Here is a 21,055-nt window from a genome sequence, read left to right as displayed (position 1 = left end):
TATTAAAACTGCCACCATTTTTTCTTAACACTTTTAATATCAGGCTCCTCGTTGGTAATTAGTTGATAAACTTCACCCCAACCGAGGATGCCTCCTATATTACGGTCATCTATAAAGATATCCGCATGGATTTTACGGCTTCTGGTTTCGTCAAATTTTTCCTCAGGAAAGCTAGCATTAACAGCATAAAATTCAATACCATTGTCTTTACAAAAATCAACTGCTTCTTGAAGTTTTGATCCGCATCTATAGGTCCAAAGTATGAGTCTGTGACCATCTTGTTGTAGGCGTTTTAAAGTTTCAAAAGCAAAGATTCTTGTTTTACCAATTTTAGGGTAGGCATCTTCAACAATGGTACCATCAAAATCTACGGCTATAATCAATCTATCCTGAAAATTCATGCTATTAATTCAAATTGAGAGGCAAAGGTACAATAATAACAACCTTATACAAGGCTGTGTTGTGTCATTGCTTCCGGTTGAGGAATACCAATAAGTTTTAATACTGTTGGAGCAATATCACCTAAAATACCGTCTTTAATTTCTTTTAAATCTTTATCAATTAAAATAACAGGAACAGGATTTGTAGTATGAGCTGTGTTAGGTGTACCATCAGGATTTATCATGGTTTCGCAATTGCCATGATCTGCAATTAAGATTGTTGTATAGTTGTTTTCTAATGCTGTTGTAACAACATCTTTTACACATTCATCAACCGCTTCACAAGCTTTTATAGCAGCTTCCATAACACCTGTATGACCAACCATATCTCCATTAGCAAAATTTAAACAGACAAAATCAACATCTCCCTTTTGTAATTCAGGAACTAAGGCATCACGCAGTTCGTAAGCGCTCATTTCTGGTTGAAGATCATAAGTGGCAACTTTTGGTGAGTTTCTCAAAATTCTTGTTTCACCATTAAAAGGTTCTTCTCTACCTCCTGAAAAGAAAAAAGTAACATGAGGATATTTCTCTGTTTCAGCAATTCTAATCTGCTTTTTGTGATGCTTTTCTAGGACTTCACCTAAGGTTTCGGTGAGGTTGTCTTTATTAAAAACAACGTTGATGCCTGTAAAACTGTCATCATAATTCGTCATAGTAACGTAGTGAAGATTTAGCTTATGCATGTTATATTCATGAAAATCTTCCTGAGATAAAACTTGTGTTAATTGTCTACCTCTGTCCGTTCTAAAATTGAAGAAAATAACAACATCATCATTTTTAATCATGGCTTTAGGATTGTCATTATCATCAACAATAACTAAAGGTTTTATAAATTCGTCTGTGACATCATTTTCATAATTTTCTTGAATAGATTTTAAGATGTTGGTAGTGTGGTCTCCTTTACCTTCAACCAAAGCATCGTAAGCTAGTTTAACACGTTCCCAACGTTTATCTCTGTCCATGGCGTAATAGCGACCAGTAACAGTTGCAAGTTTGCCAGTAGTTTTTTCTAAATGGTCTTCTAGATCGGAAATAAAACCATAACCAGATTTAGGGTCTACATCTCTACCGTCTGTAAACGCATGTACAAAAACATCCTCTAGACCATAATCATTAGCGGCATCTATAAGTCCAAACAAATGATTGATGTGTGAATGTACACCACCATCACTTACTAAACCTAAAAAGTGAACATTTTTATTATTTGATTTAGCATACTCAAAGGCATTTTTTAAGACTAGTTCATCTTGAATGGTTTTGTTTTTAACCGCAAGATTTATCTTCACTAGGTCTTGATATACAATGCGTCCAGCACCGAGATTCATGTGTCCAACTTCGCTGTTTCCCATTTGTCCTTCTGGCAAGCCAACATGCAACCCATCTGTTCTAAGGCTTGCATTTGGGTATTGTGTGTAAAGAGCATCTATAAATGGAGTTTCTGCATTGTCTATAGCTGAGACTTTAGGGTCAGGAGATTTACCCCAACCATCTAAAATCATTAAAATAACCTTTTTGTTCATGAGTGAATTTTTAACATATCAAAGATAACATATACAACACTATTACAAATTTGTTAGCCGAAAAAATTTAAGAGATTAACTCTATTTTAAGTTTTGGTAAAGTAGTAATAATGAGGGTTGAAGCTTTTGTAAAAGCATTAACATATTTGTTTTCAAAGCGTTAAAAAAATGTTATAAAATTTTTGAGGGTGTAACAGAATGAATTTTCTGTCGTCTATTTAGTATATCAAAAAACAAATCAATTAAATTTTAAAATCTTTCATCATGAAAAAAACAGTAGTAATTTTAGCTTTAGCATTAGGCTTTTCAATCAGTAATTTAAATGCAACAAACGAAGTAGAAATTTCAAATTTTGAAAATGTAGCGGTAAAACCAGTTGAGGTTAGTCCGCTTTGTAAAGCAGTAGCCACAGGCGATATTGAAACTGTAAAAAATCTTATAGAAGCAGGAGCAGATGTAAATGTGAAATCTAATGGTATGATGCCAATTCATTATGCTGCAAAATATAATCGTGTAGATATGCTTAAAGTGTTGATTACAGCAGGATCTAAAATACATGAAGGTTGTGATTTAGGCTTTACGCCATTAAGGCATGCACAGAACGCCAAAGCAAAAGATGCAGAAATGTTTCTTAAGCGTTTTAAAAGAACAGATGTCTAAGGATTAGACAATTATTTGAGTTAGTTAGTTAAAAAAAGCGCCTCATTGAGGCGCTTTTTTATTTATAAAATTATAAACCTTTATTAATTTAGTGTTTAGGATATTATATAGTTTTTAATTATGGATTATCATTTCAAAATTATTTCAAATGAGAACTTGGAAAATATAGTTCCGTTAATTTTTAAGTTGAATGAAGCTAAGATTAGTGAAGAGTTATTAAAATCACGATTCGAGGAAATAAAATATCAGAATTACAAATGTGCTGTGATATTAAAAAATGATATTATTATTGGTGTTTGTGGTATGTGGTTCTGTACCAGGCATTATAGTGGAAGGTCTGTTGAACTAGATCATGTTTACATAGAGCCAGAATTTAGAGGTAATGGTTTAGGTAAGCAATTTATGGCTTGGGTACATGATTATGTTAAACAACAAGGATGCCAATCCATAGAGTTGAATACCTATGTAAGTAATCATCCTTCACACAAGTTTTATTTTAATGAAGGTTTTGAAATCTTAGGATATCACTTTTTGAAGAGAATATAATTTTACTTCAGAAAAGCTAAATCAGAATTAGTTTCAATTTCATAAGGGGATTTTCCATATTCAAAAATTCTAGCTTCAAGGTTACCTCTTAAAGTTAGTTTTTCATCTTTTACTTCAATCCAACTACCTTCTCTAAGACCAATAACGGGTTGTGTATTATAGGCATGAAATTCCTTAATACGTGTTTCTCTAGTTTCTCCCATGTGTGTACTGCCAGGAATGGGATCTAAATAGTGAGGGTTGATATTAAAAGGAACAAAACCCAAAGTTTTAAAACTTGGTGGATAAACAATAGGCATATCGTTAGTAGTATTAATTGTAAGTCCACAAATATTGCTTCCGGCACTTGTACCAAGATATGGTATGCCATTATTCACGACATTTTTTATGGAAGAAAGGACATCATTTTTATATAGTTGTGAAACTAAAACAAAAGTATTACCACCACCAACAAATATACCTTTAGCATTCTCAATAGCATCTTTTGCATTTTCAAATTCATGAATACCTTTTACCGTTTTTCCTATTTTAAGAAAGGCCTCACTAGATTTTGAGGTGTATTCATCATGAGAAATACCACCAGGTCTTGCGTAAGGAATGAATAAGATTTCATTAGCATTTTTAAAATGTACTTTAAGTTCATCTAAAAGATACTCTAAATAACCACTTCCATGTATTGTAGAAGTACTGGCAATTAATATGGATTTCAAAATATTAGGTTTTATTTTTTTCAAAAATACAAAGTACAAAAGACTTTTTTAGAATATCCGTTTACGGTTTTAACAAACATTTATCAAGGTATTGCTATGAGATTTAAAGAATATATCCGAAATTTATTACAATAAAACCAACATAATGAAAAATACACTACTCATATTATTTACTCTCTTATCCATTTCAGTTTTTGCTCAAGAAACAGAGAGGTTTCCTGTCAATGGAAGAATTATTGTTTCATCACCAGATAAGGAAGGGGTAACGGTTTTTAATTTATCATCAAATAAAGGTACAGTCACAGATGAAAAAGGTGATTTTAAGATAAATGTTGCTGTTAATGATATCATTGAATTTGGCGCTTTGCAATTTCAGGATTTTAAAGTTACAATTACTGAGGATGTAATAGAGTCTAAACAACTTACAGTGATTTTGGTAGAAGAAGTTAATAAGCTAGATGAGGTGGTGCTCTTGCCTTTTGGTTTAACAGGAAATCTTGGGGCAGATCTTGAAAATGTAAGAACCTATAACGTAAGTTTAGATGATGTTTATTTTGGATTAGATCATATTGAAGATTTTGAGTTCTCGGCAGACTATAAAACGGAAGCGGAAAACGTTGCATTTAATGAGTATAATCCAGGAATGGAACACATGCTTAACCTTGTAAACCTTGCTGGGTTTTTAGTAAGTCAGGTAGCAGATATTGAAGAGAAGTCTAAAACAAAAAAAGAAAAAGAACTAAAAAGAACTCCATTCAAACAGGCTTTAGATAATTATAGTATTAATTACATCCACAACAATTTTGATATACCTCTAGAAAAAATAGGTGAGTTTATTGATTATGTGGAAGAGCAAGGTATTGATGAAGAGCTTTTAGAAGAAGACAAAGAAATACAATTCTTAGAACGTATTACCCAACTCAGCAAATCTTTCCTAAAAAAAGAAGGTGATAAAGATTAAAAAACTTCTCGTTTTACTGTTGTTTTTTTTTATTTCTGTTGGTAATGCTCAACGGAAAGAAATAAATGGACAGCTAGAAGCTAATGACGAAGTTGAAGGCATACATATTTTAAATCAAACTGCTTCAAAATATACGGTATCAGAAGAGGATGGGAGTTTTACCATTGTGGCAAAGGCTTCAGATACCTTGTTTATTTCTAGTTTAAAATATCAAAACAAACAATTTATCATCACCGATTCTATCGTCAATTTAGGATATTTCAAAGTGCAACTCACCGAAGCAATTAATGAACTTAGAGAGGTTATTGTAGGTAAGATTTTGACAGGAAGTTTGCAGTCTGATCTAGAAAACTCAGATGCAGAAACAGAAATTAATTTTTACGATTTAGGAATTCCAGGTTACAAAGGCAAACCGTTAACGCAAAATGAACGTAAGCTCCATGATGCGGATAGTGGACCAATAGGTTCAATAAATGGAGGTCCTTTCGGCGCTGGAGTTTCTCTTAACTTACATAAAATACTTAACACAGTAAGTGGAAGAACTAAAAAACTCAAGGAAATAGTAGCTTTAGATGAAGAGGAAAAATGCATAAGCAGGCTAAGAAGAGAATATGAAACAGCTATTTTTGAAACCGATACTTTAGCCGATAATTTAAAGAATGAATACTTTATGTTTTGTCAGGAAGATGATGGGTTTAAAGCGTTATGTTACGAAAACAACGACCTCAAAGCCATAGATTTTCTAAAAGCAAAGTTAAAAGCTTACAAGAAAAATAGAGAATCCGCTGTTAAAGAGTAATTTTGGAATGTTTTTTGGATTTGCTTAAAAAATCAATTTTATAAAATGAAATTACTTCAAATAGCTTTTGCTTTTTTCTTAATGCCTTTGCTTACATCTAATGATATTCAGCATGAATACTATGTAAGTGTTACAGAAGTTGAGTATGTAAAAGATCAAAGATCTGTACAGATTATCAGTCAAATATTTATTGATGATTTTGAAAAGCTTCTACGAGAACGCTATGATGAAGACATCATTTTAGCACCAGACAACAAAGCAGAAGAAATCAAAGCATATATAAAACGTTATTTGGAAGATAAACTTCAAGTTAAAGTTAACGGTCAAAAACTAAGTTTCAATTATATCGGGAAAGAATATAAAGATGACATTACCTATTGCTATCTTGAAATAGAGAATGTTTCTGACGTAAAGACCATTGAGATAACAAATAAGGTTTTGTTTGATATACTTCCTGCTCAGCAAAATATTGTTAGGATAAAAGCTTTTGACGTCAATAAGAGCTTTCTACTTATCCCAGACAATGATGAATGCATGTTAAACTTTGATTAAAAAAACGTTAAAAACGCCTTAAATAATTATTTTAGGGCTCATTTTTTAAACAAAAAATTTCATATGAAAATTTTCAACTATTTTCTGTGTGCTTTATTTTTAGTTTCAGCAAGCACATATGCTCAAGATGAGACAAAACCTGAACGTAAGCCGGGTCATACTAACCAAAACAAATTCAAACAGTTGTATGATGAGTTTGCAACTCCAAACATGTTTAGAACAGGTTCTGGTGCGCCAGGTCCAGCTTATTACCAGCAACAAGCAGACTATAAGATGGATATTGAAATAGATGATGATAACACAAAATTATATGGTGATGAGACCATTACTTACACAAACAACTCACCAGACGAATTAAAATATCTTTGGGTACAGCTAGATCAAAATATGCGTGCCAAAGATTCTAAAACACCTTTAATAAACTCTTCTGGTATTGGCCCAGCTACAACATCTTCTAGAGCTGTAAAAACCTATTTAGAAGAACCTTTTGATGGTGGTTTTAACATTGAACATGTAAAAAATGTTGATGGTAAAGATTTAGCATACACAATTAATAGAACCATGATGCGTGTTGAGCTACCAAAACCAATGAATACAGGTGATAAATTTTCTTTTAAAATTAAATGGTGGTATAACATTAATAACCATGTTGAAGATGGTGGCCGTTCAGGTTATGAGCATTTTGAAGAAGACGGTAATAATCTGTATACCATAGCGCAATTTTATCCACGTATGGCAGTCTATAATGATGTTGAAGGTTGGCAGAATTCTCAGTTCTGGGGTCGTGATGAGTTTGCTTTACCATTTGGTGATTTTGATGTAAACATTACAGTACCTGCAGATCATATTGTAGACGCTACAGGTGTTTTAACCAATAGAGAAGAAGTTTTTTCTAAAGAGATGATGAAGCGTTACAAAAAAGCTCAAAAATCTTATGATAATCCTGTAATGATTGTAACTGAAGATGAAGCGATAAAAGCAGAAAAATCTAAAAGCAAAAAGAAAAAAACTTGGAAGTTTTCAGCTAAAATGGTGCGTGATTATGGTTTTGCAACGTCAAGAAAATTCATTTGGGATATGATGGCTGTAAAAATTGGAGACAAGGATGTTATGGCTGTGTCATTATATCCAAAAGAAGGTAATCCGTTGTGGGAAGAGTGGTCTACAAGAGCTGTGGCGAGTACTTTAAAATCTTATTCACGTATGACGTTTGATTACCCTTACCATAAAGCCATTTCTGTAAATACACCAATGGGAATGGAATATCCTATGATTTGTTTCAATTTTGGTCGTGCAGATAAAGATGGTAACTATTCTGAGAGAACTAAATATGGAATGATCAGTGTAATTATTCATGAAGTTGGGCATAATTTTTTCCCAATGATTGTGAATAGCGATGAGCGTCAATGGACATGGATGGACGAAGGTTTGAATACATTTGTTCAGTATGTTGCAGAACAAGATTTTGGGGAATGGAACCCTACAGCTTTATCTGAAGGTCATGATAAATATCCTTCTCGTAGAGGTCCAGCAAAAAATATTGTAAGATATATGGGAGGTGATCAAGATTACATCGCGCCAATTATGACGAAAGGTCTTAATACCTACCAATTTGGAAATAATGCTTACAGTAAGCCTGCAACAGGGTTGAATATCTTAAGAGAAACCGTAATGGGACGCGATTTATTTGATTATTCATTTAGAGAATACGCACAACGTTGGATGTTTAAACACCCAACACCAGAAGATTTCTTCCGTACTATGGAAGATGCTTCAGCAGTTGATTTAGATTGGTTCTGGAGAGGTTGGTTCTATACTACAGATTATACAGATATTGGTATTAAAGAAGTAAAGAAATTTGCAGTAACATCTAAACCAAACGATAATGGTACAAGGTTAGCAGAGCGTTATAATATCGATCCAAATTCATTAGTGTATTTTATAGGTGAAGGAGAAGAAGGTTATGATGATGCTATCAAGAACGCTGAAACAATGGAAAATCTTCCGACAGTAAAAGAATACATCATGGATAATTTTACGCCAGAAGAACAAAAGGCAATCAAAGAAACTCCAAAATACTTCTATCAAGTAACTTTTGATAAACCAGGAGGTTTGGTAATGCCGCTTATCGTTCAGTATGAATATGCTGACGGTTCTAAAGAAAAGATAACATATCCTGCTCAGATTTGGAGACTAAATGATAAAGAGGTTAGTAAAGCTATTGCTTCTGAAAAAGAAATTGTATCTATTACTGTAGACCCTGATTTAGAAACTGCTGATGTAGATACTTCTAACAACTCATGGCCAATAGAAGAGAAGGAAAGCGACTTTGACAAGTTTAAAAATAAAACAGAAGACTAAGAAGTAGTCCAAGTAATAATAAAAGTCGACTTGTTAAAGTCGGCTTTTTTGTTTTATAGATATCGTTTTATTCATAAACTCACTATATATTTGCAACGTGATACACTTAACAACATTCTTATTCATCGGAAGTACCGAAATTATATTTATACTCTTTATAGTAGTATTGGTTTTTGGTGCAGATAAAATTCCTGAAATAGCCAGAGGTCTTGGTAAAGGTATGCGCCAATTAAAGGATGCTACTAACGACATAAAGCATGAAGTTACCAAAAGTGCTAAGGAGAGTAACATCATGGATAATGATACAACTAAAGAAATCCAAAAGGAAATTAATAAGGTAAGAGATGAGATAGAAGATTTTTCTGGTTCTATCAAAAGAGAAAAATAATTCTATATTCTTAAAATAGAATAACATAAAATACCGTATTCGTAAAAATACATTCTTTGAGTTGGTAAATATTTAATATATTTAGAGAATAACCATCTAAATCATATTAAATGAAAAAACAAAAACTCAGCCTACTTGCATTAGTATTACTTACTATTTGGGCTTGTACAAAAGATGAATCTGTTTTTGAATCGGATTCTTTAGATTCAAAAGAACTTCAATTTTCAAAAAAGCCGCTTTCTATTGAGGAAATAAACTCCAAAATTTCCCAAACAATCAAAAAAACAGGAGACTTTGATTGGAGTAAACAAAACGAACACTTTTTGTGGAGCGCTGTCACTCACGGACAAAACATCTTAACTATTGGCTATGGAAACAAAGGTCAAAGCTTTAGTGAAACAGAAGATTCAGCTCTAGAACGAAAAAAAGAGGAAATTATAAATACGGTTTTAAAGTTTGAAGATACGCCTAAAGCTAAGCTAAGGCTTGTTGAGCATGAAATTATTACTGTAATTGATGTTGAGGTAAAAAACATTGAAACTATCATAGCACTAAGGAAAAATCCGTATGTAAGGTATTTAGAACCTAATGGTTACAACCACTATTCAAATAGCATAGCTAAAAGTAGTTCAGGTTGTGATAAAAATGCTGATACTATAAATTCTTCGCATTACACAACAGTGGCACCAAATAATGCTCAAGTGTCTTGGCATTTTAATGAGCATAACATCCAACAAGCTTGGAACTATACTACAGGTTCTGGAGTAACTATTGGGTTGATAGATACTGGTGTGTCTCAATCACAATCCTTATTGAATTCTAGCGGTTTTAACGATGGCTATTCTAACGGACGCTTTGTGCAGAAGTATGGTACTTTTATAGATTCTGCGTGGTGGTGGAGTAGTAATTATGACGGTCCGCACGACAAATGTGGTCACGGAACCGCTATGGCTTCTACAATGGCTGCGCCAAGAAATGATAATGGCATGCCAGTTGGTGTAGCATACAATGCCAATTTAGTAGCTTATAGAGCAACTGAAGATGTATTATTGAATGATTACCACGAACGAAAAGGCGTTTCAGCAGCTTTAACACAATTAGGAAATAGAAATGATGTGAAGATTATTTCTATGTCTATAGGTTATGTTTGGTCTATAGGAAATATTAAAGATGCGGTGAAATATGCTTACAGTAAAGGTAAACTCATTTTTGCCGCAGGCGGAACTTCTACAAGTTTTACAAATGGTTTTGGTGTGATTTTTCCAGCTACGATGAGCGAAACAGTTGCAGTGACTGGAGTTGATGATGGGCCAAATTATGAGAGATGTGAAACTTGCCATAGTGGAAGTAAAATTGATTTTACTATTATTATGGAAGGTGATAATAATACAAGTAAAGCTCCTCCTGTTTTAGGGTTTTACAATGGACAGCGTCGTTATACTGGTGGATCGTCTGTAGCTACAGCAACTACGGCTGGTATTGCAGCTTTAATTTGGTCGAGATACCCAAGTTGGTCTAGAACGCAAGTTTTAAACAGATTAAAGCAATCAGCGGAATTCTACCCAAATAAGAATGGTAGTTTTGGCTATGGAAATATTGATGCTCTGCAAGCGGTGCAGTAAGTTAAACCAATCAAAAATTAAAAAGAGCTTTGTGTTATTTTACAAAGCTCTTTTTTTATTTCTTTCGGCTAATTGTTAAACCATCTCGTATAGGTAATAAAACAGTTTCTACACGCTCATCGGATTTTAAAAGTGTATTATAGTCTAAAACTGCTTTAGTGGATTTGTCCTTATCGTTTAATGGTTCTACAACTTTTCCATGCCACAATACATTATCAGAAAGTATAATACCTCCAGGATTAAGTTTGTTAATTATAAGGTGAAAGTAATTACTGTAATTAGGCTTATCAGCATCAATAAACACTAAATCGAAAGACATGTCTAAACTAGGAATGATATCTAAAGCATTTCCAGTATGTTGTATGATTTGTTCTCCAAATCCAGATTTGTCAAAATATTTACGCTGAAAATCATGAAGTTCTTCGTTAATATCAATAGTATGAATTTCACCATCTATTTGTAAGCCTTCAGCTAAACAAAGTGTAGCATAACCAGTAAAAGTACCTAACTCTAATATGATTTTTGGTCTCACTAATTTAGAAATCATGCTTAGAACCCTACCTTGATAAGGTCCAGAAAGCATAATAGGTTGCAAAATTTTCTGATAGGTTTCTCGAGTAAGCTCTTGTAATAATTGAGGTTCTTGCTCAGAATGTTCTACAACATAGTGGTCTAATTTTTCAGGTAAGAAAAACATAAAAAATAATAAAAGAAAAGTTTTTATTCGGCAGTTTCTTTTTCTGGAAGTACCGCTTCTTCTTGAGGTTGATCTTCTGCAGGTTTGCCCACAAAGAAGAGAACAGCACCTAAAACAACAAGACCTATTTTTATGGCCCAAGCCGCAGTATCTCCCCAAGAATAAATCCACATAAGTATTGTAGGAACTCTGTCAAAAAAGTCTAGAACAATAGCAAAAAGGCCAAAAAAGACCATGTAACCTCCAAGTTTTTTCATGATAAATGATTGTTTGATTAGGTTCTAAATATAGAAATTATTGTCAGAAAAATAACCTTATCAAGATAAAATACGATTAATTAGCTTGTCCTTGGCCACTTCATCATCTCCACATAGCCATTGTATTACGTTGCATTTCCAAATGGCATTTTGTTCTTCTTCATTTATAATTTTTCTTTCAAATGCTAAATCCAAAATTTTTCCAGGATAAGAAGATTGTTTGGCACTTTCCATTTCACCTAATGGATAAGGATCGTCAAGACCCATAATAACTTGTTTGTAGCCTTGATTTTTTATCAATAGCTCTAATGAACCTGTATCATGTACCAAAGTATCAAAGAAAATATTTTTATGACCCACCGCTTTTCTAGGATGTTTTTTACCTTCAAATAAATCTGGTCTACCATCAAATCCTTGAATACGACGACCAAGGTTTATTTGTGCTAACTGTCCACCATGAGCAAAACAAACGCGCATATTAGGGTACTTTTCATAGTACCCATTTAAGGTTAGAAAGTGATACGCATCTGCGCATTGTGCTAACATCCATATTAAATGGAAACGCCAAGATGTGTTTTCTAATTTTATGAATTTTTCACCATCATAAGGGTGGATTTCAACAGCTAAATTATATTTGTTAGCCAGTTCAAAAATTGGTTCGTTTTCCTCATCAAAAATGCAACGCCAAGTTCCAATAGTATCCATATAATGTGTAGGAAGGCAAAGTAGTTGTAAACCAAGTTCTTCAACACAACGTTCTATTTCCCAACAAGCACCTCTCACAAAACCAGGGTGTACTACAAAACCACATGTAAATTTACTTGGATTGTCGTGTTGAATGCGAGCATTAAAATCATTCTGAAAACGCAACGCTTGCTTCATTTCTTCCAAACGCAAACCATTACCATAAAGTTGGGATAAATTTAAAACAACAGCATGATCTATTTTAAAATGCTCCATCCAAGCCAACTTCTCATTTAAGAAAAAACTTGAGTCTGTAATTGGTCTGTTCCAATCTTTTTGAAGCATGAATTTACGATCTTTATCAACCCAGAAAATCCCTTTATCTTTCATGAATTCAGGAATTTCTTCAGGATAAGGAAGAAGGTGAGAATGACCGTTAATTCTTAGTTTACGTTTGTTTTCCATGTCTGTCATTTCTGCCAAGGCAGGAATCTTTTATAAATTAAATCGTGCTTTTTTTATCGCTTTTTTTTGAAAGAACAATATTATTCTTCTAATTGTACTTTTTTAGGTGGTTCCATAACAGAGCCACAATTAGGGCAAGTACGTTTTTCTTTATCACCATAATACTTGTCGAAAATTTTAGGCATATCGGTTTCGATATTATCTAAAGTAAAATCTTCTTCGTATAATTTAGTTGTACAACTTTCGCAGAACCAAAGTAAGGCATCTTGTACACCTTCTTCACGAGGATATTCTATCACCAATCCAACAGTGTTTGCTCCACGTTGAGGTGAATGCGGAACTTTTGGTGGTAACAAAAAGATTTCACCTTCTTTTATATAAATATCTTTTGGTTCACCGTTATCAATAACTTTTAAAGTAATATCACCTTCAACTTGATAGAAAAATTCTGGTGTTTCGTTATAATGGTAATCTTTACGGCTATTTGGTCCGCCAACAACCATCACAATAAAATCACCATCTTTCCAAACAACTTTATTGCCAACAGGTGGTTTAAGTAAATGACGGTTTTCTTCAATCCATGCTTTAAAGTTAATCGGAGGATATAATTTACTCATAATAAAAGCCCCTTTTTAATTTCCCCAAAGGGGAAAAACTCATCCGGGAATAGAGTTTTGTTATAAAATAATTACTGATATAAAGATATGGTATTTTTTGCTCAATCTATTCCTTCCTTTTGAGAAGGTTAGGATGGGCTATTATAAACTTTTTGTTCTTCCACCATCAACCGGAAGGTTAATTCCGTTTATATAACTCGCTTTTTCGCTTGCTAAAAAGGTGATTGCAGCAGCTAATTCTTCTGGTTTAGCAAAACGTTTTGCTGGTACAGCACTTTTCATAGCGTTAGCAGATTCTTCTTCTGTTTTACCAGTTTTAGCACTTTTGTTTTTAATGATTTCGGTTAAACGTTCTGTTCCTGTTGCTCCAGGTAATACGTTGTTTACGGTAATGCCAAACTGACCAAGTTCATTAGCTAAGGTTTTACTCCAGTTAGCTACAGCACCTCGAATGGTATTGCTTACACCAAGTCCATCTAATGGCTGTTTTACAGACGTTGAAATTACATTAACAATACGTCCATAATTTTCATCTTTCATAAACGGAACAACCGCTTGTACTAATACATGATTACATTTTAAATGCTGTGTAAAAGCGCTTTCAAATTCTTCAATTTTTGCATCAAAAACTGGTCCGCCAGCTGGTCCGCCTGTATTGTTTACCAACACATGAAATCCGTGATTGTTTTTGATGTAGCTTTCAACTTTTTCTTTCAATTCCATCGGATTAGAAAAATCGGCAACAATATAATCGTGATTTCTGTGTTTTGGTAATTCGGCTAAAACTGCCTTTAGCTTGTCTTCGTTTCTTGCTACTAGTGTGATATTTGCACCTTCTTCAGCTAAAGCTAAAGCAGTTGCTTTACCAATACCTGCTGTGCTACCACAAACTAGTGCGTATTTGTTGTTTAGTTTTAAGTCCATAATTTTGTCTGGTCGAGCGCAGTCGAGACCTACTTAACTGTTCGGTTTAAAATTAGAATGTGTTGCATTTCTACATTCGGCTAAAATTTGCAACAAATTATACTCTCCAATAGCTAAAGCAAATTTCTTTTTTGCACTCCATTTTTTTATTTTCTTTTCAAAATATATTGCTTGTTCTACATTGTTAAACTTTTGTTGAAATATTAATTCTAAAGGTCTTCTTTTATATGTAAAACAGGTTTTGTTTAATCCCTTTTGATGCTCTTCAAACCGTCTAGAAATATTATTTGTTATTCCAGTATAAGTTAAACCATCTGAACATTTCAATATGTAAACAAAATACGTTTTCATAATTAACCTCTCGACTGCGCTCGAGGCGACATCAAATTAATACTTTATACACACATTTTTAGCCTCAGTAAAAAAGCGTAAAGCTTCAAATCCACCTTCGCGACCAACTCCGCTTGCTTTTACACCACCAAAAGGCGTGCGTAAATCGCGCATCATCCAAGTGTTTACCCAAACAATACCTGTTTGTAGTTGGTTGCTCATTCTCATCGTGCGTTTTAGGTTATTTGTCCAAAGTGTTGCTGATAATCCGTATTTTACTTTGTTAGCCATGTTTAACACGTCGTCTTCAGTTTTAAATGGCATTATGGTAACTACTGGACCAAAAATTTCTTCTTGATTCACGCGACAATCGTCTGTTTTTACTTCGATAATTGTTGGCTGCAAATAGTAGCCGTTTTCGTAGCCTTCAACAGTAACTTCGTTTCCGCCATATAAAATATTTGCCTCTTCTTCTTTAGCAATTTCGATATAGCTTTTCACCTTTTCAAGATGTGGTTTTGAAACTAAAGCACCAATTTTAGTGTCTTTTTCAGAAGGATGACCAACTTTCAAGCTTTTTACTTTTTCTACAAAGTCAGTTTTGAATTTCTCGTAAATAGTTTCTTCTACAAAAATTCGGCTTCCGCATAAACAAATCTGACCTTGATTAGCAAACGACGAGCGTACGGTTGTACTTAACATATCATCATAATCGCAATCGGCAAAGATGATATTTGGGTTTTTTCCTCCTAATTCTAAAGACAATTTTTTAAACATTGGTGCTGCAACTTTGGCAATATGTGCTCCAGTTGCTGTTCCGCCAGTAAAACTAATGGCTTTGATGTTGGGATGCTCTACTATAGCTTGACCTGTCGTAGTGCCTAAACCGTGAACAATATTTAAAACGCCTTTGGGTAAACCAGCTTCGTTGCAAATTTCGCCTAACAAATAAGCCGTCATTGGTGTGACTTCGCTTGGTTTGGCAACGACGCAATTACCTGCCGCGATTGCAGGTGCTATTTTCCAAGTGAACAGATATAAAGGTAAATTCCACGGACTAATACAACCAACAACACCAATAGGTTGGCGTAGTGTATAATTTACAGCGTTTTGACCAACGCTTTCGTGGCTTTCACTTGCAAATTGGGTAATGGCATTACCAAAAAACCTGAAGTTACTTGCTGCTCTTGGTATATCGACCATTTTGGCGAGATTTACGGGTTTTCCGTTGTCCTTACTTTCGGCTTCTGCAAAACGGTCTAAATTGGCTTCTAATAATTCTGAAATCTTAATTAGAATTCTGCTTCGCTCTTCTAATGTAGTTTGACTCCAGCTAGGAAAAGCAGATTTAGCACTTTGATAAGCTTGCTCTACGTCTTCTTTTGATGAGTTTGGGATTTGTCCATAGACTTCACCATTTGAAGGATTGTAATTGTCAATCCACTTATTAGCAATGGGAAGATAGAAATCTCCGTTTATGTAGTTTTTGATGTTCATTCTTCTGTTTTGTCATTTCGAACGAATGTGAGAAATCACATAATGAGATGTCTCGACTGCGCTAGACATGACAGTTTTTATTCTTTTTTATAAGCCATCACCTTAATCTCAACCAATAAATCTGGATGTGGTAATTGGTGTACAGCAACAGTTGTTCTTGTTGGTCCAGTAGCTTTTTCAAAAAACTCAGCGTAGGCTTTGTTATAACCTGCAAAATCGTTCATGTTTACTAAAAAAGTGGTCACATCAACAACGTCTTTTAGACTTGCACCAACCGTTTGTAAATTTTTATCGATGTTTTTTAAAACTTCTCTAGTCTGTACTTCGATATCTAATTTTTTGGTGTTCATTTCGTCAATAAGTTCTACACCAGCAATTGTGTTGTCTGCTCGTCTTGAACTGGTTCCTGAAACGAAAATGAAATCGCCTACCACTTTTACGTGTGGATATGCGCCTCTTGGTGTTACTTTAGTTCCTTCGTTTGTATTCATAATATTTTTATCTTAATGATGCATTGTTTTTGCAACGTTGTCATCATCAATGATGTCGTTAGTTTTTTCTTGTACTATTTTTAATAAAACTGAAAGGTCATCATTTAAATCAATCTCGTTGGCTGCAATCATGTTTAAAATGGCTTTGTCTTGCGCACGACCTTTGGTCATAGCTTCGTTATAGCCAATATTTTCATTGAATGTGACCATCGAGTATTTTGAAAAATATTGCTCTGGGAAATGCTTTTCTAATTGCATTTCTAGCTGGCGTTTTTTCTTGAAAATTGGATTAGCAACATGATCTCGCATTTCGTAATAGTTTTCTTCTGCTAATTCGCCAATAGCATCTGCATCTGCTTTTCTAACCGATTGGTAGGTTTTAAAAATGGTTTCCCAATCGCCTTCATTTTTATCGATAATGCTATCTAAAACAGCAACATCTTCAAAAGAGGCATTCATTCCTTGACCGTAAAACGGAACAACAGCATGCGCGGCATCACCTAAAATTAAAGTTTTGCCTTGATAATGCCAAGGTGAACATTTTATAGTTCCTAACGCACCTGTTGGGTTGTTTGCAAATTCTTCAGCAATATTTGGAATTAGCGCTAAAGCATCCGGAAATTGCTCTTGAAAAAAGGCTTTTATTTTGTATTCAGTATCTAAATCTTTGAAATTATAAGTACCTTCTTCATGTCCTAAAAATAGGGTTACCGTAAAACTTCCATCTAAATTAGCTAAGGCGATAAGCATATATTCTCCTCTTGGCCAAATGTGTAAATAGTCTTTGTTGATTTGATGACTTCCGTCTTTTGCTGCAGGAATTTCTAATTCTTTGTAACCGTGCGTTAAGAAATTTTGAGAAAAACTAAACAAGAATTTACGCTGTAAAAAGTAGCTTTTTCTTAATTCTGAACCTGCGCCATCTGTACCAAAAATAACATCTGCAGTGACGTTAAATGTTTTTTTTGTGTTTCGGTTTACAAAATGAACGGTGTTTGTATCTAAATCTACTGTTTCACATTCTGTATTAAAATGAATGGTTAGATTGTCGTATTTATCGGCTTCAGTTAATAACATGCCGTTTAAATCGCCTCTTGAAATTGAGTTGATGTATTCGTTATCACGACCAGAATAGTTGGACGCAAAGGTGTTGCCTTCAATATCATGTATTAATCGGCCTTTCATAGGGATACAAATCTCACGAGCTTTATCTTCAACATCTGCTAAACGTAAAGCTTTAAATCCGCGATCTGATAAGGCAAGGTTGATTGATTTTCCTGCGGAAATGTCTGTTGTGCGTAGATCTGGTCTGCTTTCATAAACATTGACATTGTAACCTCTTTGTGCTAAACGTAGTGCTAAAAGTGAACCGCATAAACCTGCGCCAATGATTAATATGTTTTCTTTTTGTTTCATTATGTTAGTTGTCTGGTCGAGAGCAGTCGAGACCTTTTTTTGACCTCTCGACTGCGCTCGAGGTGACCGTTTAATTTAAAATTTCTTTCAACTTTTCAACCATTCTAAATACATCTTCAAAACTGTTGTAAAGTGGTACTGGTGCGCAACGAATCACATCAGGTTCGCGCCAATCTGTAATAATATTAGCTTTGGTTAATTTGTGATGTAAACTTTTATCGGCATCTTTAACTTGAATCGATAATTGGCAACCACGTTGTTTTGGATCTGTTGGTGTGATTATTTTTATTTTATCGTTGTTTAATTCATTAATTAAAAACTCAAAATAACCTGTTAGTTGTTCTGATTTTTTGCGTAAAGCTTCCATACCAACCTCATTAAACATATCTAAAGATGCTTTTATGGCAGCCATAGATAAAATTGGCGGATTACTAAGTTGCCAACCTTCGGCGCCAGGTGTAACGTCTAATGGTTGACGCATGTTAAAACGTGTGTCTTTGTTGTGACTCCACCAACCTGCAAATCGCTTTAAATCTTTATTGTGTGCATGTTTTTCGTGAACGAAAAGACCTGCTAAACTACCTGGTCCAGAATTTAAATATTTGTAAGTACACCAAGCTGCAAAATCGACTCCTGAATTATGTAATTCTGGTTGAATGTTTCCTGCGCCATGAGCTAAATCGATACCAACCATACAGTTTTTGGCGTGACCTAATTCGGCAATACGTTTTAAATCTAAATATTGACCTGTGTAATAATTAACACCACCAATTAAAAGCAAAGCAATCTCATCGCCTTGTTCTTCTAGGATTGTTTCTAAATCTTCAATGTTTAGTAATTCTTCGCCTTCGCGTGGTTTCCATTCAATTAAATCTTCATTAGCATCAAAACCATGAAAATCTAGTTGTGTTTGTACAGCATATCGATCTGACGGAAACGCATCACTTTCAATTACAATTTTATACTTGGTTTTCGTTGGTTGATAAAAACTAACCATTAGCAAGTGTAGGTTAGTGGTTAGCGTGTTCATCACTACAACTTCTATAGGTTTTGCACCTACAATTTTCGCCATACTTTCAGTCAAGAATTCGTGATATGGCATCCATGGGTTTTTGGCTTCAAAATGACCTTCTACACCAAGGTTTGCCCAATCGTTTAATTCTTGTTGAATGTATTTTTGTGTGCTCTTTGGTTGTAGTCCAAGCGAGTTTCCTGTAAAATATAACCAATCATTTCCGTCTTTGTCTTTTGGAATATGAAATTGACTGCGGTACTGCGCTAAAGAATCGTTTTGGTCTTGTATTTTTGCATAATTAAGACCTGTTTTATAGTCAGACAATGTGTTTTAGTTTTAGTTGATTTTTGTAATCTGAGTATAAAAATAAGGATAATTAGTGAGTGCTTAAAGACGTTTGGATGCATATAAAAAATAAATCGCTTCAATTTTTTCTAATTGAAGCGATTTGAATATATATGGACGCCTATGGCGGAATATTTAGTTTGTAATATATACGCAGATAGACTTTCCTTTGGATTTTTAAAAATTGAATTTTAAGATTTTTACCTCATTGAAATTTCAATATCTGAGAAATTAAGATTCCAATTACCACCTTCCTTTTTATGGTCAATAGCGATTTTAATACCATTAAAATCTTTATAGTTTTCAAATGTATTAGACAATGATGGTTCTGGTGAATTTCCTTGTCTATACGTCCATTCTCTAATTAGATAATCTTTATCAAAATAAATATCGTAAGCGTCACCAGGGGTGTAACCGCCGCTTTCTTTTGGATAGGTTATAGTAATCATTTGCATCTCAGATTTGCTAATTGGAGCTATTGCTGATTTTGGTTCTGATATGGTTGCAGATGTATCCCAAACTAATTGAAAGGGGACAAAAAACCAAAATTTATCATTAACGAAATTTTTATCAGCATTTGATGGTACAATATCGATTTTAGATCTTATATATTTTACATTTTGTTCTCCAGCATGCATTACAACACTATCTTTTTTAGGAAACCATTGCCAAGAACGACCACTGCCTTTTATGGTGTCTCTATCTACTTTAAAAGTAAATGCTACTTTTTCAACATTCTTCCAATGTTCGTAACCATGAGCATTAGCGATTTTTTCAGCAACACTTAATTCGATTACTTCTTCCTCAATAGCTGTTTCTTTTTTTTCAGATTTGCATGATGAAAGTACTAATAGACATATTAAGCTGAGGTAAAGCGGTTTCATATAAAAAGATGTTTTAAATTACATCAAAATTAATCAACCATGGATAAGTACGCTAATTATTTTGATGTTAATAAAGAAACTTGGAACAAAAAAGTAGCTATACATGCGCAAAGTGAAATGTATGATTTAGCATCTTTTAAGTCTGGTAAATCTTCTTTAATGCCATATGAATTAAAGGCTTTAGGTGATGTTAAAGGGAAATCACTTTTGCATCTGCAATGTCATTTTGGGCAAGATACATTGAGTTGGAGTAGGATGGGAGCCAAATGCGTTGGTGTGGATTTAAGTAATGAAGGCATTAAGCTTGCCAAGCAACTTAATAACGAACTGCAGCTTAATGCTGAGTTTGTATGTTGTAATGTTTTGGATACTTCTGAATACGTAAAGGATAAGTTTGATATTGTTTTTACAAGTTACGGTACTATTGGATGGTTGCCCGACTTGAAGCCTTGGGCTAAAATGATTTCGGAACGTTTAAAAACTGGAGGTATGTTTTATATTGTTGAATTTCATCCTATTCTTTGGATGTTTGATTATGTTGATGGTCAACCAGAAATGAAATATCATTACAGTCAAGATGAAGTAATTTATGAAGAGTACGAAGGTACGTATGCTAATCAATCTTCAAAAATGGTGAGTAAGGAATACGGCTGGAACCATGGATTGAGTGAAGTGGTAAACGCACTTATTGAAGCTGGTTTGCAAATAGACTATCTTAATGAATATGACGAGAGTCCTTATGATGTGTTTCCTGATTTAACAAAAACTGAAACAGGATTATATAAGATGAAAAACCAATTGTTTCCTATGATTTTTGAGCTAAAGGCGACAAAAAAATAAGGTGTTTAGCAAAAAAGTGTTCTGTCAATCT

The 21,055-nt window shown here is 34.0% G+C and carries 23 protein-coding genes; 9 read left to right on the top strand and 14 right to left on the bottom strand.

The window, feature by feature from the left end:
- Positions 1 to 2: 2 nt before the first annotated feature.
- Positions 3 to 401 (bottom strand): hydrolase, encoded by a 399-nt coding sequence (locus tag QGM60_RS01690; protein WP_281138500.1) that lies wholly within the window; start codon positions 399 to 401, stop codon positions 3 to 5.
- A gap of 44 nt (positions 402 to 445) precedes the next feature.
- On the bottom strand, positions 446 to 1,963 hold the full coding sequence (gpmI, locus tag QGM60_RS01685) for a 2,3-bisphosphoglycerate-independent phosphoglycerate mutase (RefSeq protein WP_281138499.1): 1,518 nt from the start codon (positions 1,961 to 1,963) through the stop codon (positions 446 to 448).
- 264 nt (positions 1,964 to 2,227) lie between these two features.
- Here gpmI and QGM60_RS01680 point away from each other — a divergent pair, with 264 nt between their 5' ends.
- Together QGM60_RS01680 and QGM60_RS01675 are read left to right on the top strand one after the other, a co-directional pair.
- Positions 2,228 to 2,623 (top strand): ankyrin repeat domain-containing protein, encoded by a 396-nt coding sequence (locus tag QGM60_RS01680; protein ID WP_281138498.1) that lies wholly within the window; start codon positions 2,228 to 2,230, stop codon positions 2,621 to 2,623.
- A 120-nt stretch (positions 2,624 to 2,743) separates the two neighbouring features.
- Positions 2,744 to 3,169, top strand: a complete 426-nt coding sequence (locus QGM60_RS01675; protein WP_281138497.1) for a GNAT family N-acetyltransferase — start codon at positions 2,744 to 2,746, stop codon at positions 3,167 to 3,169.
- 2 nt (positions 3,170 to 3,171) lie between these two features.
- On the opposite strand, the gene pepE is transcribed toward QGM60_RS01675, so the two are convergent.
- Positions 3,172 to 3,879 carry a dipeptidase PepE gene (gene pepE, locus QGM60_RS01670; RefSeq protein ID WP_281138496.1) on the bottom strand — a complete coding sequence of 236 codons (708 nt, stop codon included), beginning with the start codon at positions 3,877 to 3,879 and terminating at the stop codon, positions 3,172 to 3,174.
- A gap of 145 nt (positions 3,880 to 4,024) precedes the next feature.
- On the opposite strand from pepE, the gene QGM60_RS01665 reads away from it, so the two are divergent.
- From QGM60_RS01665 to QGM60_RS01640, 6 genes are all read left to right on the top strand, one after another.
- Entirely contained in the window at positions 4,025 to 4,840 is an 816-nt protein-coding gene (locus QGM60_RS01665; protein ID WP_281138495.1) for a carboxypeptidase-like regulatory domain-containing protein, read from the top strand.
- Entirely contained in the window at positions 4,827 to 5,639 is an 813-nt protein-coding gene (locus QGM60_RS01660) for a hypothetical protein (RefSeq protein WP_281138494.1), read from the top strand. Before QGM60_RS01665 ends, QGM60_RS01660 begins: the two co-directional genes overlap by 14 nt.
- Before the next feature lie 45 nt (positions 5,640 to 5,684).
- Complete coding sequence (locus tag QGM60_RS01655) at positions 5,685 to 6,191, top strand: DUF6702 family protein (protein WP_281138493.1); 507 nt, start codon at positions 5,685 to 5,687, stop codon at positions 6,189 to 6,191.
- 63 nt (positions 6,192 to 6,254) lie between these two features.
- Positions 6,255 to 8,552 carry a M1 family metallopeptidase gene (locus QGM60_RS01650; protein ID WP_281138492.1) on the top strand — a complete coding sequence of 766 codons (2,298 nt, stop codon included), beginning with the start codon at positions 6,255 to 6,257 and terminating at the stop codon, positions 8,550 to 8,552.
- 97 nt (positions 8,553 to 8,649) lie between these two features.
- Entirely contained in the window at positions 8,650 to 8,940 is a 291-nt protein-coding gene (locus QGM60_RS01645; RefSeq protein WP_281138491.1) for a twin-arginine translocase TatA/TatE family subunit, read from the top strand.
- Positions 8,941 to 9,050: 110 nt separating this feature from the next.
- Positions 9,051 to 10,562: a S8/S53 family peptidase gene (locus QGM60_RS01640; RefSeq protein ID WP_281138490.1), complete on the top strand. Its 1,512-nt coding sequence runs from the start codon at positions 9,051 to 9,053 to the stop codon at positions 10,560 to 10,562.
- A gap of 55 nt (positions 10,563 to 10,617) precedes the next feature.
- On the opposite strand, the gene QGM60_RS01635 is transcribed toward QGM60_RS01640, so the two are convergent.
- From QGM60_RS01635 to QGM60_RS01585, 11 genes are all read right to left on the bottom strand, one after another.
- Entirely contained in the window at positions 10,618 to 11,259 is a 642-nt protein-coding gene (locus tag QGM60_RS01635; RefSeq protein ID WP_281138489.1) for an O-methyltransferase, read from the bottom strand.
- Between the two features lie 23 nt (positions 11,260 to 11,282).
- Positions 11,283 to 11,516, bottom strand: coding sequence for a hypothetical protein (locus QGM60_RS01630; protein WP_281138488.1), 234 nt, complete (start codon positions 11,514 to 11,516; stop codon positions 11,283 to 11,285).
- A gap of 60 nt (positions 11,517 to 11,576) precedes the next feature.
- Entirely contained in the window at positions 11,577 to 12,665 is a 1,089-nt protein-coding gene (locus QGM60_RS01625) for an amidohydrolase family protein (RefSeq protein WP_281138487.1), read from the bottom strand.
- Positions 12,666 to 12,745: 80 nt separating this feature from the next.
- Entirely contained in the window at positions 12,746 to 13,282 is a 537-nt protein-coding gene (locus QGM60_RS01620; RefSeq protein WP_281138486.1) for a 3-hydroxyanthranilate 3,4-dioxygenase, read from the bottom strand.
- 141 nt (positions 13,283 to 13,423) lie between these two features.
- A complete protein-coding gene (locus QGM60_RS01615; RefSeq protein ID WP_281138485.1) occupies positions 13,424 to 14,206 on the bottom strand; it encodes an SDR family oxidoreductase in 783 nt (260 codons plus the stop codon).
- Positions 14,207 to 14,239: 33 nt separating this feature from the next.
- On the bottom strand, positions 14,240 to 14,557 hold the full coding sequence (locus QGM60_RS01610; protein ID WP_281138484.1) for a GIY-YIG nuclease family protein: 318 nt from the start codon (positions 14,555 to 14,557) through the stop codon (positions 14,240 to 14,242).
- A gap of 36 nt (positions 14,558 to 14,593) precedes the next feature.
- Positions 14,594 to 16,033 (bottom strand): aldehyde dehydrogenase, encoded by a 1,440-nt coding sequence (locus QGM60_RS01605; protein ID WP_281138483.1) that lies wholly within the window; start codon positions 16,031 to 16,033, stop codon positions 14,594 to 14,596.
- Between the two features lie 77 nt (positions 16,034 to 16,110).
- Positions 16,111 to 16,524, bottom strand: a complete 414-nt coding sequence (locus tag QGM60_RS01600; RefSeq protein WP_281138482.1) for a RidA family protein — start codon at positions 16,522 to 16,524, stop codon at positions 16,111 to 16,113.
- 12 nt (positions 16,525 to 16,536) lie between these two features.
- Complete coding sequence (locus QGM60_RS01595; protein WP_281138481.1) at positions 16,537 to 17,940, bottom strand: NAD(P)/FAD-dependent oxidoreductase; 1,404 nt, start codon at positions 17,938 to 17,940, stop codon at positions 16,537 to 16,539.
- Between the two features lie 70 nt (positions 17,941 to 18,010).
- Positions 18,011 to 19,279, bottom strand: coding sequence for a kynureninase (gene kynU, locus QGM60_RS01590; protein ID WP_281138480.1), 1,269 nt, complete (start codon positions 19,277 to 19,279; stop codon positions 18,011 to 18,013).
- A 221-nt stretch (positions 19,280 to 19,500) separates the two neighbouring features.
- Positions 19,501 to 20,184, bottom strand: coding sequence for a hypothetical protein (locus tag QGM60_RS01585; protein ID WP_281138479.1), 684 nt, complete (start codon positions 20,182 to 20,184; stop codon positions 19,501 to 19,503).
- Between the two features lie 39 nt (positions 20,185 to 20,223).
- On the opposite strand from QGM60_RS01585, the gene QGM60_RS01580 reads away from it, so the two are divergent.
- A complete protein-coding gene (locus QGM60_RS01580) occupies positions 20,224 to 21,024 on the top strand; it encodes a methyltransferase domain-containing protein (protein ID WP_281138478.1) in 801 nt (266 codons plus the stop codon).
- Positions 21,025 to 21,055 lie beyond the last annotated feature (31 nt).

It is taken from the genome of Winogradskyella sp. SYSU M77433, from assembly GCF_029911945.1.
Lineage (GTDB): Bacteria > Bacteroidota > Bacteroidia > Flavobacteriales > Flavobacteriaceae > Winogradskyella.
This window is presented reverse-complemented; position numbering and strand designations above follow the sequence as displayed.

Bases quoted from the DNA above. Each gene is read 5' to 3' on its own strand.
- QGM60_RS01690 (WP_281138500.1), bottom strand. From the start codon at position 401: ATGAATTTTCAGGATAGATTGATTATAGCCGTAGATTTTGATGGTACC.
- gpmI (WP_281138499.1), bottom strand. From the start codon at position 1,963: ATGAACAAAAAGGTTATTTTAATGATTTTAGATGGTTGGGGTAAATCT.
- QGM60_RS01680 (WP_281138498.1), top strand. From the start codon at position 2,228: ATGAAAAAAACAGTAGTAATTTTAGCTTTAGCATTAGGCTTTTCAATC.
- QGM60_RS01675 (WP_281138497.1), top strand. From the start codon at position 2,744: ATGGATTATCATTTCAAAATTATTTCAAATGAGAACTTGGAAAATATA.
- QGM60_RS01665 (WP_281138495.1), top strand. From the start codon at position 4,025: ATGAAAAATACACTACTCATATTATTTACTCTCTTATCCATTTCAGTT.
- QGM60_RS01655 (WP_281138493.1), top strand. From the start codon at position 5,685: ATGAAATTACTTCAAATAGCTTTTGCTTTTTTCTTAATGCCTTTGCTT.
- QGM60_RS01650 (WP_281138492.1), top strand. From the start codon at position 6,255: ATGAAAATTTTCAACTATTTTCTGTGTGCTTTATTTTTAGTTTCAGCA.
- QGM60_RS01640 (WP_281138490.1), top strand. From the start codon at position 9,051: ATGAAAAAACAAAAACTCAGCCTACTTGCATTAGTATTACTTACTATT.
- QGM60_RS01635 (WP_281138489.1), bottom strand. From the start codon at position 11,259: ATGTTTTTCTTACCTGAAAAATTAGACCACTATGTTGTAGAACATTCT.
- QGM60_RS01630 (WP_281138488.1), bottom strand. From the start codon at position 11,516: ATGAAAAAACTTGGAGGTTACATGGTCTTTTTTGGCCTTTTTGCTATT.
- QGM60_RS01625 (WP_281138487.1), bottom strand. From the start codon at position 12,665: ATGGAAAACAAACGTAAACTAAGAATTAACGGTCATTCTCACCTTCTT.
- QGM60_RS01620 (WP_281138486.1), bottom strand. From the start codon at position 13,282: ATGAGTAAATTATATCCTCCGATTAACTTTAAAGCATGGATTGAAGAA.
- QGM60_RS01615 (WP_281138485.1), bottom strand. From the start codon at position 14,206: ATGGACTTAAAACTAAACAACAAATACGCACTAGTTTGTGGTAGCACA.
- QGM60_RS01610 (WP_281138484.1), bottom strand. From the start codon at position 14,557: ATGAAAACGTATTTTGTTTACATATTGAAATGTTCAGATGGTTTAACT.
- QGM60_RS01605 (WP_281138483.1), bottom strand. From the start codon at position 16,033: ATGAACATCAAAAACTACATAAACGGAGATTTCTATCTTCCCATTGCT.
- QGM60_RS01600 (WP_281138482.1), bottom strand. From the start codon at position 16,524: ATGAATACAAACGAAGGAACTAAAGTAACACCAAGAGGCGCATATCCA.
- QGM60_RS01595 (WP_281138481.1), bottom strand. From the start codon at position 17,940: ATGAAACAAAAAGAAAACATATTAATCATTGGCGCAGGTTTATGCGGT.
- QGM60_RS01585 (WP_281138479.1), bottom strand. From the start codon at position 20,184: ATGAAACCGCTTTACCTCAGCTTAATATGTCTATTAGTACTTTCATCA.
- QGM60_RS01580 (WP_281138478.1), top strand. From the start codon at position 20,224: ATGGATAAGTACGCTAATTATTTTGATGTTAATAAAGAAACTTGGAAC.